Source organism: Terriglobia bacterium (assembly GCA_020073085.1).
Taxonomy (GTDB): domain Bacteria; phylum Acidobacteriota; class Terriglobia; order JAIQFV01; family JAIQFV01; genus JAIQFV01.
The window spans coordinates 352,529-367,553 of record JAIQFV010000002.1; the positions used below are offsets into that span (position 1 = coordinate 352,529).

Consider the following 15,025-nt stretch of genomic DNA (forward strand, 5'->3'; position numbering starts at 1 on the left):
CACTTTTCGCTATACGAACCTCTGAAAAAATACGGTACACTGTCCAGCCACGCGTGCAATCAGGCGATTGAACTGCGGAATCCAGCCGCCATCCTCGTGCGGCCCTTCGGGGAAAGGCCATTTTCGCTGCTCCCGGATCGGACCGGACCGTGTGTCGCGCTGGATTAGGGCCGGTTGCCGCGTCAGCGCGCGCCGACGACCAACTCACAAATTCTCTTGAGGAGCGTTCTTCTGATGTTGCTGCGTTTCAATAGGAATACAGTTCGGGTCTCTGCTTTGGTGGTGGCCATATTATCCCTCTTGACGGGAAGCCTGTGCACCTCCCTTGTTGTCACCCCCAGCCTCTTTTCAGGAATGAAATGGCGCCTGATCGGCCCGCACCGCGGCGGGCGCGTTTTGGCCGTCGCTGGCGTTCGCGGGCAGCCTAACACATTTTACTTCGGGGCGGTCGGGGGTGGCGTGTGGAAAAGCACCAACAAGGGGGAGGTGTGGACGCCTATCTTCGACGGTGTGCCTATCGCTTCCATCGGCGCGCTTGCCCTTGCACCCTCCAACCCCGACATTATCTTTGTGGGCACGGGCGAAGCGGATATGCGCTCCGACATCTCCTTTGGGGATGGCGTTTACAAATCCACGGATGGCGGTCGTACCTGGAAGCATGTCGGCCTGAGAGACAGCCGTCATATTGGCCGCATCCTGATCGACCCAAAGAATCCGGATATCGTCCTTGTTGCGGCCCTCGGCCACGCTTATGGTCCCAACAGCGAGCGCGGCGTGTTCCGGTCCACGGATGGGGGCGAGACGTGGCAGAAGGTCCTCTACAAGAACGACGATACCGGAGCGGTCGACCTGTGTTTTGATCCCGTCAATTCTTCCATTGTGTATGCGGCTCTGTGGCAGACGCGTCGTCCTCCCTGGAGCGTTTATCCGCCGACCAATGGTCCGGGCAGTGGTCTATACAAATCCGCCGATGGCGGCATCTCGTGGAACCAACTCACCGGCCACGGGCTTCCTGCTGAACCGTGGGGGCGGGTCGGGGTCGTGGTGGTCCCGCCTCGCGGGAACAGCCAACGTGTTTATGCGCTGATTGATGCCGCGGAAGGTGGGCTCTATCGGTCAGACGACGCGGGCGAGACCTGGTCGCGAGTGGGAACGGATGCGCGCATCCGGGGCCGCGCCTGGTACTTCAGCGGAATAACCGTGGATCCGCACAATCCCGATATTGTCTATGTGCCGAATGTGGCTCTCTATCGCTCCACGGACGGCGGCCATAAGTTCGAAGCGATCAAAGGGGCACCCGGCGGCGACGACTATCACGACCTGTGGATCGATCCTGACGATTCCAACCGGATGATCGTGGGGAGCGATCAGGGCGCCGTGATCAGCGTCGACGGGGGCAAGACGTGGAGTTCTTGGTTCAATCAGCCCACCGCGCAGTTCTATCACGTCGCCACCGATAACCAGTTCCCGTATCAGATTTATGGGGCGCAACAGGACAGCGGCACGGTGGGGATCTGGAGCCGCAGCAATTATGGAAAGATCACCTATCGGGAGTGGACCTCCGTCGCCGGAGGGGAAAGCGGCTACATCGTCCCCGATCCCGTCGACCCGAACATTGTTTACGGCGGCAACACCGGCGGTCGCGTGTATCGCTGGAATAGACTGACGGGACAATCCCAGGATATTTCTCCCATGCCAATTAGGGATTGGGACGCCGATCCGGCGAAAGAAAAATACAGATTCACGTGGACGTCGCCAATGATTTTTTCACCCCAGGATCCCCACACCCTTTACTTCGGCTCCCAGTTCGTGCTCCGGACAACGGACGAAGGCCGAAGCTGGAAGGAAATCAGCCCTGATTTGTCCCGCCGGGAAGAGACCCAGAATCATGGAGTCGTGTACACCATCGCACCATCGCCACTGAAGGCCGGAGAGATCTGGGCGGGAACGGATGACGGAGTGATTCACCTGACTCGCGACGGAGGGAAGGCTTGGGAGAATGTGACTCCCCCGGCGCTTCCGTCATGGAGCAAGATCAGCCTGATTGAGGCCTCTCCGCATAATGCCGGGACCGCGTATGCCGCCATCGATCGTCATCGGCTCGATGATTACAGTCCCTACATTTACCGGACTCATGACTATGGCAAGACTTGGACTCAGATCACGGACGGCATCCAGGCGCCTGCTTTTGTACGCGCCGTGCGGGAAGACCCGGTGCAAAAGGGACTCTTATTTGCCGGTACAGAAACCGGGGCCTATGTCTCCTTTGATGACGGCGGGCACTGGCAGCCGCTGCAATTGAATCTACCGGTCTCGCCGATACATGATCTGGTCGTCCATGGAGACGACCTGGTGGTGGCGACTCACGGGCGTTCCTTCTGGGTGCTTGACGACATCACGCCGTTGCGACAACTCAATGCCGATATCTCGAATTCTGAGGCGCACCTTTTCAGCCCGGCGGTTGCGATGCGCGTGCGGCCCAATGTGAGCGATGAAACACCTTTGCCCCCGGAATTTCCAGCCGGACAGAATCCCCCCACGGGGGCAATCATCGACTATTACCTGAAATCGGTTCCGGCAGGCGACCTTTTACTGGAGATCCTCGACCGCGACGGAAAGCTTGTGGTGCAGACGTCCTCGTCTGCACCTTCGGTCAGCAGGTCTGAGCCGCCACCTGCATTCACCAGCGACTGGCTGCGTCCGCGAGAGCCGCTTTGGAAAGAGCCGGGCATGCATCGCTTCATCTGGAACCTCCGATACCCCAAGCCGCCCGCCCTTCGGCACAACTACACCATTGCGGCGGTTTCAGGGGAAGATACACCGGCGTTGCCGCTGGGACCGCAGGTCCTGCCTGGCGAATACAAGGTCAGACTCACTGTGGACGGGCATTCTTATACTCAATCCCTGATTGTAAAGATGGATCCGCGCGTGACCACCTCCGCCGCCGCTCTGGCGAGGCAATTCGATTTGGAGATGAAGATCTCCGATGCCATGGCGCAGGATTACGCGACGCTCATGGCGGTCCGTGATCTATGGAAGCAGATGGGTACAATTCGCGGACACCGGACCGAGGATCCCAAGACAACACTCTCCGCCGTGGTGGAGCTCGAAAGGAAGGTTTCATCCCTTGAACCCCGGGAGCCTTCTCCGCCAGGTACAGGCAACCATCTCTCCCGGATCAATGCATTTCTTGCCACATTGATGGAGGTTATAGACACCGCCGACCGGCTACCGACTGAACAGGCCCAGCGGACCTACAGTGATTTCCGCCAGAAGCTGGACGCCCAACTCGCTTTGTGGAAGGAAATCAGGGAAAAGGACCTGCCGGCTGTGAACGAAGTTCTGCGGAAGAACAAGATAGAGGAACTCCATCTTGGAACAAACTGACAAAGGGCGCAACAGGGACTGACACCTATTCGCTCGACCTCTTTGAAAGTTTCTCAAATCCGGGTGTCTGTCCCCATCCTGAACAAGGCTAATTCGGGGGTGGCGGGTGCCGCAGGTATGCGTTCTGTGCATGCCTGCGAAGAGAGGTTCCCGAAGCCGCTGCTCGCTGGACACCGCGGCTAACAGAATCCACATCGATTCCATGGATGCCCTGTTGATACTGGCCGACGCAGGCATGCACAGAACGCATGCCTGCGGCACCCCGCATTCTCAGAAAAGGACTGGGGCAGTCGCGAATTTCCCGGAGCCAATTCCCTTTCGACTCAATCTTGATTTTTGCTGGTGCATTTTGATGTGTGCTTGTAGCCTCGCCAAGGCATCTAATCACGTGAATTTCAAAATATCGGGTGATTCATTTCACACAGGAGCCATTGCATCATGAAGGAAATTCACCGAGAATGTGCCTGGAGGGACAGAGAGACTGTGGTCAAACAAGAAGGACTTATGAATAGATTCAGGACGAACCTATGTTTGGTCTGGGTGATCCCTGCCTTGTGGCTGATTATGCCGGTTGGCGTGAAAATGCAGGCCGCACAGCCCGCGGCATCTCAACAGAGGGTTGCATATCAATTGGACCCCTCCCGCAGCCGCTTCGAGGTGCGGACCTCCTCGGGCGGGGTGTTCCGGGCCTTCGGACATGACCACACCATCGCGGTCAAGGACTTCAGCGGGACTGCTGAGATTTCGCCGGCTGCCCTGGATCAGAGCTCTTTGAAGTTGAAAGTCAAAGCAAGCTCGCTTTCCCTCAGTGATCCTGAGGTCAATGATAAAGACCGGAAGGAGATCGAGGGCACGATGCGATCTCAGGTTCTCGAAGTGGATCGGTATCCGGAGATCCTATTTACAGGCACCCATGTCACTGCCCGTAAAATCTCAGAGAACGAGTACGAGGCGAAGATCGAGGGAGATTTGCAATTACATGGCGTGACCCGGCATGAGGTCATCCCCGCGCACCTCGTCATTCACGAAAATGAACTGCGCGCAAAGGGCGAGTTCATCCTCAAACAATCCGACTATGCGATTAAGCCGGTGTCCGCGGGTGGGGGCACTGTCAAAGTGAAGAACGAAGTAAAGTTCTCGTTTGAGATTATCGGTGTCCATCGCCCCTAGCGTGAGACTTCCAAGGGGTCCCGTCTTTCATGATGCGAAATACCTCAAAGCGGACCCGGTTACGATGGCCCCAACCCATCGGCAGCCCGGTCCTCGACAGTTTGAAGCCGGTGATCGAGGACTCGCGCGACGTCCACACCGATCTGACCAGGATTGTGGAACACGCGGGCTGGATGGCTTACGAGGAACTTCCAATTCCTGATTTCCAACTGCCCTTTGGAATCGGGCATGATACGGACGAAGCCATCGACTTCGGAATGGTTTCGACCTGCATCAATTTCGCGTTTACCGATTTTTCCACGCACGAAATGTTCCAGGTGGAGTATGCCGGGGGTCATTGGTCCGATTCGGATGCCATGTTCGCGTGCATTAAACGCGCCCTCGATGAAGGGATCCCTTTCCTGGAGGGAAAGTATCTGAAGGAGATCACTCTCGCGGATTTGCAGCAGGTCTTTCGAGGTAATATCGAAATGCCGATGCTCCGGGAGAGGGTGGACATCCTTCGTGAGGTCGGGGAAACCCTGACGACACGCTATGACGGGCACTTTTACAATTTCATTCGAGCGGCCTCACCCCGACTCTACGATCAGGGCAACGGGTTGATCGACAAGCTCGTAAAGGAGTTTCCACGGTTCAACGATATCAGCCTTTTCAACGGTCAGGAAATCAAGTTCTATAAGCTGGCCCAGTTGGGCATTTGGGTTATTTACCGGGCGCTCCAGCCCTCCGGCGGAATGCACTTGGAGGATGCGCCAAAGATGACGGCGTTCGCCGACTACATCGTGCCTGTGGCTCTGCGGGTGATGGAAATCGTGCGGTATTCTCCGGCCCTGGAGAAGGCAATAAAAAGTTTTGAGGTCATTCCGCGCGACAGCCCGCAGGAAATCGAAATTCGTGCCCACAGCCTTTATGCCACGGCGCTGTTGTGCGAAGAAATCAACAAGCTGCGCCCCGCCAACAAGCAAGTGATTATCCCCCAGATTGACGCCCGCCTGTGGACGCATTACCACACCACGCACTGGCCGCACCATTTGACTCGTACGATCATGTACTGATTATTGATGCGCGTATCCCCTTCCGCAATTCTGATCGCGAGTCTTGTCGAATCAGGAAAAGGGACTGTCCCTAGGGACAGTCCCTTTGAGATTCGGGCAATCCTGACCCGCTTAATCCCCAATTTGCACGAGCCGGAATCAAGAACCAAAAGAATTAGGAAACCAGGGAATGAGGAGGCGACAAGGGATCCGTCATCTCCGCAGGAAGGACAATGTGTTTGAATCCCGGGTTATCACTTTTATGGCCCTTTTGGAGTGCGGCAGCTTGCTGCCGCTTTCACAGCGTGAAGCAAAGCACAGGAAAAGGGACTGTCCCTAGGGACAGTCCCTTTGAGATTAGGGACAGTCCCTTTGAGATTCGGGCAATCCTGACCCGCTTAATCCCCAATTTGCACGAGCTGAAATCAAAAACCCATTGAATTAGGAAACCAGGGAATGAGGAGGCGACAAGGGATCCGTCATCTCCGCAGGAGGGACAATGAGTTTGAATCCCGGGTTATTATTTTCATAGCCCTTTTGGAGTGCGGCAGCTTGCTGCCGCTTTCACAGCGTAAAGCAAAGCTCAAGCGAGCTTGCGCACTCCAAAGGCGTTCCCGGAAAAGGTGAGGTGGACGGGAAAGGCGTAGTAGAATATTCAAAAAGACAAAGCGGATGATCCACGGAGAACAAAGCCATGTTTTCTTCAAAGATCTTTCTGGCCGGAAAGTGGCAGGAGACAAAGGACACCCTGGAAGTGCGCGCCCCCTTCAATGGGGAACTGGTGGGCACCTGCGGGCGGGCCTCCGCCGTCGAGATCGACGCGGCGATCACGGAATCGGAGCGCGGATTCAAGGTCATGAAATCGCTCCCCTCCTACCAGCGGGCAGCGATCTGCTCCCGTGTGGCTGCCGCCTTAAGGTCCCGCAAGGAAGAGCTTGCGAAAACCCTGGCGATGGAAGCGGGCAAACCCATCAAACAAGCGCGGGTGGAATTGGAGCGTGCCATCTTCATTTGGGCGGTTGCCGGCGAGGAGGCCAAGCGGATCGGAGGGGAGGTTCTCCCGCTTGATTGGATGGAGATCGGGACCCAGCGCACGGGCATCTTGCGAAGGTTTCCCATCGGCCCCGTGGCAGCGATCACTCCATTTAATTTTCCGCTGCATTTGGTGTCCCACAAGATTGCCCCCGCCCTGGCTGCAGGGAATTCCGTCGCCCTCAAACCGGCTTCTCAGACTCCGTTGAGTGCGCTCAACCTCGCCTCCGTGCTCGCTGAAACGGAGATGCCGCCGGCGGCGTTGAGCATCCTGCCCTGTACGGCCGCCGTGGCCGAAGCCCTGGTAACGGACGAACGGACCAAGCTCTTTACATTCACGGGCAGCCCCGCGGTCGGATGGGCGCTGAAGGCAAAAGCGGGGAAGAAGAAGGTGACCTTGGAACTGGGCGGCAACGCCGGGGTGGTGGTGCACAATGATGCTGATCTCGACTTTGCGTCCACACGAATTGTCACGGGAGGCTTTCTTTATGCCGGCCAGAGCTGCATTTCCGTGCAGCGGGTCTTTGTTCAAAAACAGGTGCACGACGACTTCCTCGAGCGCCTGCTCACAAAGACCAAGCGATTAAAGGTGGGGGATCCCCTTGATGAGTCGACCGACGTCGGGCCGATGATCCATGAAAGCGAGGCCGCCCGGGTGGAGAGCTGGTTGTGCGAAGCGGTCGATGGCGGTTCGACCTTGCTGTGCGGAGGAGGGCGCAGCGGGACCGTGCTCGAACCGACGATTCTCCTGAACACGAAACCTGAGATGAAGGTGAATTGCCAGGAAATCTTCGCGCCCGTTGTTACGGTGACCCCCTACGACACCTTTGACGAGGCCCTGCAGGCGATCAATCAGTCGCGCTACGGGCTCCAGGCCGGTCTCTTTACGCGCGATCTACACTCCGTTTTTCACGCCTATGAGGAACTTGAGGTGGGCGGAGTCATCGCAGGGGATATTCCGACCTGGCGGGTCGATCATATGCCCTACGGCGGGGTCAAGGATTCGGGATTCGGCCGGGAAGGTCTCCGTTTTGCTATTGAAGAAATGACCGAACCGAAATTGCTGGTGCTGAATCTGAATGTGAGATAGCAGGGTCAGTCTCGGTAAGGCGAGAACCTGAACGAGGTCGGAAGTCAGAAATCCAAAGTCAGAGGGAAGAAACCAGAAGGCATTGAGCGGGAGTAAAATCCTGCACGCAGCGGATGCTCCTTTTGAGGGAGCTGGGACCCAAATCAAAGCAGGCCATCCCCCATGACGAACCGTTTTGCCGCCGTTTTCAAATCATGTCTGCCAAATCCTTTGCGCAGCATCTCCAAATTATGATATCCATCTCCCTTTGACCTCGTTCCGAATTCACTCGAACCCGAATTCCATCCAGGACAGGAGCGCACATGAAGAAGCTCTTTACTCTCATCTTCCTTTTCCTTCTCAACGTCTTAACATCTGCCCAGACAGGGACCCTGATTGTGCTCAACAAATCGGACAACAGCGCATCATTGATTGACATTGCCACTAAGACGGTGATCGTTACAGTCCCGACGGGGGTGGCCCCGCATGAGGTTGCCGTGTCGCCCGACGGCACGCTGGCAGTTGTCTCGAACTACGGCGCTAAAGAGCCGGGCAACAGTCTCACCGTGATAGATATCCCGGCACGGAGGAAACGCGAGGACCTCGACCTCGGTGAGTACAAACGCCCTCATGGCATTGCCTGGTTGAAAGACGGGAAGCATGTCGTGGTGACTTCTGAGGCGAGCAAGGCGTTGCTGGTGGTGGATGTGGAATCGGGAACCGTTGTCCGCGTGCTGGAGACTCATTCGGACATCTCGCACATGGTGGCGTTGACCTCCGACAGCAGCCGCGCCTTCGTGGCCAACATCGGTTCAGGCTCGATCACGGAATTCGATCTGAAAGATCCAAAGCCGGGGACGAATCTGGCAACGGGGGCAGGTTCGGAAGGCCTGGATGTTTCGCCAGACGGCAGAGAAGTGTGGGTGGCGAGCCGGCAGGCCGACACGGTTTCGGTGGTGAATACCGCAAAGCTCAAGATCGTGGCGACCTTGGAATCGAAGTCGTTTCCTATTCGGGTGAGATTTACGCCGGATGGCAAGTACGTGCTCGTGTCCCATGCGCGTTCGGGGGATGTGGCCGTCTATGATGCCCGGAACAAGAAGGAGCTCCGTCGCATCAAAATGGATGTGAGCGCGGTTGGCGATGCCGGCCAGCGCGTGCTCGGAACTCAGTTCGGGTCCAGTCCGGCGCCGATCGGAATCCTGATCCCTCCGGACGGGAAGCGGGCTTACGTCGCGAACAGCAACGCCGATACATTGGCGGTGATTGATCTAAAAGACTGGACGGTTGTGGACCACATCAAAACCAGCAAAGAGCCGGATGGGATGGGGTATTCCAAGCTGGTGCTGGAAAAATAGGAGAAACAAAAAGTCCACCGCAGAGTGCGCGGAGAACGCGGAGCTCAGAGGGGTTTGAGACGGAGACCCATGGCCATAGGTCCGGATTTGGTTTCCAAGGGATCGAGGCCCCGCGCTGGTCCCGCGTCGCACCTTCTGAGTGTTCTTTCGGTCATCTCATCAACCGATAACCCGGTTCAATGGCGTGGGGCTCAGAGGCACGCGCCGGGGTCCATGAACAGATCCTAATTCCTCAGATATCGCTTCAATCCCTCCTCCAGCGATACGAATTTCATCCCAAAGACCATTTCCGCTTCGCTGGGATCGACGCGCTCTTCCATTAGGATAAAGTCAATGGCCGCAGGAGTCAGCGGCCGGCCGGGAAGGTACTGAAGGAACGTCGCCAGCAGCTTCATGAAGGCAGCCGGCTGGTGAAGCAGGAGCCGCCGCTTGCCTGCCACCTTGAGCGCGGTGCGGATGATTTCGTCCATGGTGAGTTCCTGCGGACCGCCCAGCTCGAATGTTCGATTGGCCGCCCTTGGTTCGTTCGCCGCCTTTGCAGCAACGCGCGCTACGTCAAAAACGGAGATCGGCTGGACCTTGTTCTTTCCATTGCCGACGACCGGCACAAAGGGAAGCAGTTTCGCAAAGAACAGAAACTTGTTGAGGCTTCGATCCTCCGGCCCATAGATCCACGAAGGACGCAGAATCACGTACTCCATCCCGCTTGAGCAAATGGCCTGCTCAGCCATCGCTTTTGCCCGGAACCAGGGCTCAGTCTTCTCTGGAGATGCTCCCGCGCCACTGAGATAGACGAACCGTCTGACGTCGTTCTTCCGGGCTGCAGCGACCATCCGCTCTGTACCGCGCCCGTCCACCTCGAGGTAGGTCCAGCCGCGCCGGGGATTCTCGATCGGATGATTGGGGAATTGCACGCAATGAACGACCGCATCGATTCCTTCGGTCACTCGTTCCAGCGAGGGGGAGTCGGTGATATCGCCCGCTCGCATTTGAACACGCTCGCCCCAGCGATTTTTGGAATCGCCTTGACGGGACATGCAACAGACGCGGTGACCTCCCCCGGCCAACAGTTCCTCAATAATATGTGAGCCGATCAGTCCCGTACCGCCTGCGACCAGGATGTTCATGTCGGCATCCCGTCAGCCTCGAATAAAGTTCCGAAAGTTCGAAGGAGCACTGTTGTATCCTGGAAACACCTTGGCCAGGTTCTTACACCCGAGATGCTTATCGACGACCTCGCCAAAGACATCGCGAAAGTCTGTGGTGAGAGCCAGGTCCCGGCCTTCATAGAGACTCTCGTTTCTTAGACCCGGCCAATGGCCATAAACCTTCCCGCCTTTTACCGGCCCGCCGAGGACAAACATGCAATTGGCATGTCCATGGTCGGTGCCGCGATTTCCGTTTTCGCGGGCGGTTCGGCCGAACTCCGACATGGTCAGCACCACGACATCTTCCATGCGGTCGCCCAGATCCGTGTATAGAGCGGCCAGTCCTTCGCTGAACTCTCTCAGCCGGTTGGCAAGCTGTCCTTGCGCGTTGCCTTCTCCGGCATGATGGTCCCAACCTCCGATATCTGTGAACGCGACTTCCAGGCCGACATTCGCCTTAATGAGTTGCGCGACCTGTTTCAACGCATTTCCGAATGGCCCGTTGGGATAGGTCGCCCCGTTCTCCGGTTGGAATTGCTGGGGGTTCATCTTTTTCAGGAATTCGACCGCTTCAAAACTTTCCGCTCCCGTGGCGCGCACCTTGTCGCCGGATGTGTTTCCATAGAGCATCTCAAAGGCCTCGGTCATCTGGTCGGAAAACCTGCCGGCGCGAATCCCAAAATCATTCAGGTTCGTGATGGCAACGGCCGGCGCCGGGCCATACAAACTGCGGGGCATCTGAGGGCTCAAAGCGATTCCACGGAAGGGAGTGGACTGCGGCGCCGGTTGAGCTTGCAGGATTCGATTGAGCCAGCCATCCCCCGTTGATTTCAACCCCGGAGTGGCGGACTCCATGAAGTCCTGCGCGTCAAAATGGGATCGGGTGTTATCGGGCGAGCCCGCCGCGTGGATGATGGCCAGGTGGCCGGCGCCGTAAAGGGCCTTGAACGACGCCAGTGAAGGGTGCAGGCCAAAGAATCCGTCGAGATCAATTGCCGTGGTGGAGTCGCCGCCGCGAGGCTCGGGAATGGCGATGGTCGGCCGCATCTGGTAATAGCTTCTCTCCCCGAACGGGACAACGATATTCAGTCCGTCGGCGGCACCCCGCTGGAAAATGGCGACCAGGATCTTGCGTCGTGAAGCGCCCCCGACATCCCCCGATTCATTCAGGGTCGAGGCACGGAGCAGGAACTTGGGCATCGCGGTGAGCGTCCCCAGGCTCGCGACAGCAAGTCCGGAGGATTTCAAGAATACTCGACGTGTGACGGTCATGACGTCTTCCTCTCAAAACAGAGCGCGACCCCTCCGGGGGAATCGCATGATGGCTTCTCTTAACGCCGCTGGAATTCAGGCGAACCCAGGATCAGGCCAGCGATCTCCACCGGGAGGGCTCTGCCGGCAACCGCCTGTGATGCACTGGCGGCCGATGGAATCCCATCGTCATTCCCGGGTCCGCGCAGTCCCGCGTTCAAGGCGGCACGCGTTTGACCACTGGCATCTCCCAACAAATACCGTTGCAGCAAGCGGCTGCGTATTTCGTCCGGCTGTGTGGGCGAGTCTTCACCCAAAAGCCGGGCAAGTTCGATGTTCGTCCCGGCGATCCTGTTCGCTGCAAAGGCCAAGGCAAAGTTCATGCGAGTCAGCAGAGTGCCCGTATTCAGCCACTCGCTGGCACGGTCGGGATAACCCGTGGGCGCCTGGTACATGAACAGGGGTTGGCCCATCCGAGCGACGAATTGCAGCAACGGAACCGAGGCATCGGTGTCGCCCCCCGAAGTACGAATCGCGCTGACGACGAGCTCGAAGGGTGATTTAACCTTGGCCCGGTAAGCATCCTTGGAATTGAACTCCGGCGAATAAAAAATCGTGCGCAGCATTTCCCGGATGTCCCCGTCGGTTTTCATATAGGTGGCGGCCACGCGACCCACCAGGGATTCGGGAGGCGCATCCGAAACAAACCGCGTCACCAGCTTTTGCGCGATGAAATGGGCGGTGGACGGGTGGTGCACGAGGAGATTGATGACCTCCTCCCCATCCTTCTCGCCGCCCGCATGGATCTTATGCCCGAGGACCAACTTCGGACCGTTGTCGTGAATCCGTTCGTTGAAGAAGAACTCGCCGCCCTGGCGGGGCTGCCGGATGGTCCACCCCGTGAAGCATCGCGCCACTTCAGTGACATCCTTCTGCGTGTATCCGCCCTCCACCCCCAGGGTATGCAATTCCATGAGTTCGCGGGCGTAGTTTTCATTCAGGCCGCGCTTTGGATTGGCGTTGGGTGGCGTCTTCGCCTGACGTCCCACGGGATTCCGTGAAGGGGGTATCGGCCGGCCTCCGAGATTGTACCGGCGGTTGCCAAACGGCCGGTTCCTGCCCCGGTTGGCGTTGGGGTGAGGCCCGTTCGGATCAGCGCTCAACCAGTTGTCCAGGTAGAACAGCATGGCGGAGGAATGTGCGGTCGCCTCCACCAGATCCTTGAACTTTCCCAGGGCGTTGGGACGGATCACCTCGCGGTCGTATTCCGTCAGCAGCCAACGGTCGGCGCCCTTGCCCGCAAAAATGTTGAAGTGATTTTCCCAGAAGTCCACCATCTCTTCGTAGAGTTGCCGCTCGCTGTAAACCGCACGCAGCACCTTGGCCTGCTGCAATTCCTTCACAATTTCCCGCGGCCCTTCAAACTTCATGTTCGGGTTGCGAGACATTTCCGTGGAGGCTGCGTCGGGGCGCCCGGGATTGAGGCGGGGAAACGGAGCGGAAGAAGTTTCGGATGGGGACTCCCTCGGCATCATCTCGCCGGACGAAGGGTCCTTGGGACGTCCCATTGCTTCGCCTTGTCGTTCCTGCAACCGCTTGGCGACCTGTGGTGGCGGATAGGCCAAAGCCAATTCGGAAGAGGTCATCCTTAACGTATCCAGATCAGCGAGCTTCTGCTCCACCAACGGATCCGGGAGACTCTCGGGATGAAGTTGCTGTTCAATGAATTTCTTCAATCCCATCTTTTCGGCCCGCTCGATATCGTCCGGGCGCGGACCGTACGTGAGCCGGTTCAAGACATGCACCACCTGCTCGATCCCAGTCAGGGAACCGGGTCGATCGGAAGCGGCGGACCGCTCGGGAAATGCGCTGAGCCGGACGGGGTGCCAGGGAACCAGGATCAATGAAAGGAAAATGAGCGCATAAATGGCGGCAGCCAGCACATTCCTCGTAAAGCATCGCATCGCGGATCGACACTGCCTTGATGTCATCGCATTGAAAGGAGGCATCTCAATCTTCTCCTTCATGGGTAATGTCCTCTGGACAACTATTCGCTTAGACCGAGTGAGGGAATCGAAGTTTAATACATAAAAGCTCCTAAATCCACGACATGGTGATGAGGGTAGTGGACTGGTTCCGGTTCGGGCGTTCTGGCGCTACGGGAACCGAGTCTTCTTTCACCGTCCCGATAGCGGGAACATGTCCTGATTGATTAGTCGAGCGGTCCGTTTGGGGCTATACTTTTGAGGAGTGTCGAAAACTCTGCAGGTTCAATTCGCGGGAGGCCTTTTATGCGTCGATTGACAATTTTTGCCTTGGGACTTGCGCTTTTCTCCCTGCCTGCTTTCAGCCAAACACCGACAACTGATTCTCAGACTCTTCAAGCTCTGCTGGCCGAGGTCCATCAACTCCGGCAGGACTTGCAGGCCCTTACTGCGGCCACACAAAGAGGCCAAATTCTCCTCTATCGCCTGCAAGTCCAACAAGCCGCGGTTGCACGTGCATCCCAGCGGTTGGAGGATGCCCGCTCAAGGCTTGCTGACACGCAGTCGAGTAGGAAGAGGCAGGCGGCCCAAGTGAAGAAGTACGAGGAGATGTCCGGCCACACCGGGAATCCGGCGGAACAGAAACAAATTGAAGAGTGGCTCCCCCGAGCTAAAGTGGAACTCGAACAGGCCACGAACGAGGAACAAGACCGACAATCGAGAGCGATGGAGGCGGAGGAACTATTGCGGACAGAGCAGGCCAGACTCGGCGAACTCCAGGAGCAGTTGGACCGACTCGACAAGGCCCTGGAGAGGTCTGGCCGCCAGTCGGGAAGCACCGCGCGGTAGGTGGCACCCGTGTATGTTGCCACGACAATGCAAGGGGACGAGTAAACCGATAGGTGCCATTCAACTTGAAACCAAGGATCGCAACGTGTGGTGGAAGGGGTCAGGCAAAAGTTCCGGGGTCTTTTACTGGAGAGGCGTTCGGCTGATTCAGTGATCGTAGACAATCAGATCAGTTTCTGAATGAGCACTTCCAGGTTCTTTCGAAGCCCGCGGGAGTAGCCGGGGTATTTCTTGACAATCCTTCCGTCCCGGTCAATGAGAAAACTGGTGGGGAATCCCGTAACGTTGTATTCATCTGAAATGTTCCCGTTATCAATCACCACAGGATAGTTCATCTTGTGCTCGTTGACAAAGCTCTTGATCTCGTTCAGATCACTCGGATCGGAGACGCCGACGATCACGAATCCCTTGTCGCGATAGTCGTTATACAGCTCCACCAGCTCCGGTATTTCCTCCTGGCACGGGCCACACCACACGGCCCAGAAATTCACCAAAACGACCTTGCCCTTGAAGTCACTCAGCTTGACGTCCTTGGCATCCAGGTTCTTGGCCGTGAATTCCATGGCCTTTTCGCCGCCGGTGGACGTCGTCTCGGGTCCCTTCTTCCCGCTGCTCATCTCCAGCCACGAGCAACTTTCGGTCACGAGGAGGGCCCCCAGCAGGGAAAGCGTCAAAAATATTCCAATGATCTCTTTGCAGTCAGGTTTTCTACTCAAGTCAGATTTCATGAAAGATGCCTACC

Annotated in this window: 10 protein-coding genes; 6 read left to right on the forward strand and 4 right to left on the reverse strand. The window is 57.3% G+C overall.

What is annotated here, in order from left to right; all coding sequences use genetic code 11:
* Nucleotides 1-288 precede the first annotated feature (288 nt).
* From LAO21_03925 to LAO21_03945, 5 genes are all read left to right on the forward strand, one after another.
* Nucleotides 289-3,387 (forward strand): hypothetical protein, encoded by a 3,099-nt coding sequence (locus LAO21_03925; protein ID MBZ5551845.1) that lies wholly within the window; start codon nt 289-291, stop codon nt 3,385-3,387.
* Nucleotides 3,388-3,891: 504 nt separating this feature from the next.
* Nucleotides 3,892-4,557 carry a YceI family protein gene (locus LAO21_03930; protein MBZ5551846.1) on the forward strand — a complete coding sequence of 222 codons (666 nt, stop codon included), beginning with the start codon at nt 3,892-3,894 and terminating at the stop codon, nt 4,555-4,557.
* A 29-nt stretch (nt 4,558-4,586) separates the two neighbouring features.
* Nucleotides 4,587-5,612 (forward strand): queuosine salvage family protein, encoded by a 1,026-nt coding sequence (locus LAO21_03935; GenBank protein ID MBZ5551847.1) that lies wholly within the window; start codon nt 4,587-4,589, stop codon nt 5,610-5,612.
* Nucleotides 5,613-6,285: 673 nt separating this feature from the next.
* A complete protein-coding gene (locus LAO21_03940) occupies nt 6,286-7,713 on the forward strand; it encodes an aldehyde dehydrogenase family protein (protein MBZ5551848.1) in 1,428 nt (475 codons plus the stop codon).
* A gap of 302 nt (nt 7,714-8,015) precedes the next feature.
* On the forward strand, nt 8,016-9,050 hold the full coding sequence (locus tag LAO21_03945; protein ID MBZ5551849.1) for a beta-propeller fold lactonase family protein: 1,035 nt from the start codon (nt 8,016-8,018) through the stop codon (nt 9,048-9,050).
* Nucleotides 9,051-9,274: 224 nt separating this feature from the next.
* Here LAO21_03945 and LAO21_03950 read toward each other — a convergent pair whose 3' ends face one another.
* The 3 genes from LAO21_03950 to LAO21_03960 are packed head-to-tail and all read right to left on the reverse strand — an operon-like array spanning nt 9,275 to nt 13,476.
* Entirely contained in the window at nt 9,275-10,177 is a 903-nt protein-coding gene (locus LAO21_03950; protein ID MBZ5551850.1) for a complex I NDUFA9 subunit family protein, read from the reverse strand.
* 12 nt (nt 10,178-10,189) lie between these two features.
* Nucleotides 10,190-11,470 carry a DUF1501 domain-containing protein gene (locus LAO21_03955; GenBank protein ID MBZ5551851.1) on the reverse strand — a complete coding sequence of 427 codons (1,281 nt, stop codon included), beginning with the start codon at nt 11,468-11,470 and terminating at the stop codon, nt 10,190-10,192.
* A gap of 59 nt (nt 11,471-11,529) precedes the next feature.
* Nucleotides 11,530-13,476, reverse strand: coding sequence for a DUF1800 domain-containing protein (locus tag LAO21_03960; GenBank protein MBZ5551852.1), 1,947 nt, complete (start codon nt 13,474-13,476; stop codon nt 11,530-11,532).
* A gap of 264 nt (nt 13,477-13,740) precedes the next feature.
* On the opposite strand from LAO21_03960, the gene LAO21_03965 reads away from it, so the two are divergent.
* Nucleotides 13,741-14,283, forward strand: coding sequence for a hypothetical protein (locus LAO21_03965; protein ID MBZ5551853.1), 543 nt, complete (start codon nt 13,741-13,743; stop codon nt 14,281-14,283).
* 164 nt (nt 14,284-14,447) lie between these two features.
* Here LAO21_03965 and LAO21_03970 read toward each other — a convergent pair whose 3' ends face one another.
* The gene (locus LAO21_03970; GenBank protein ID MBZ5551854.1) at nt 14,448-15,011 is read right to left on the reverse strand and encodes a TlpA family protein disulfide reductase; all 564 of its coding nucleotides are present in this window, start codon (nt 15,009-15,011) and stop codon (nt 14,448-14,450) included.
* Nucleotides 15,012-15,025 lie beyond the last annotated feature (14 nt).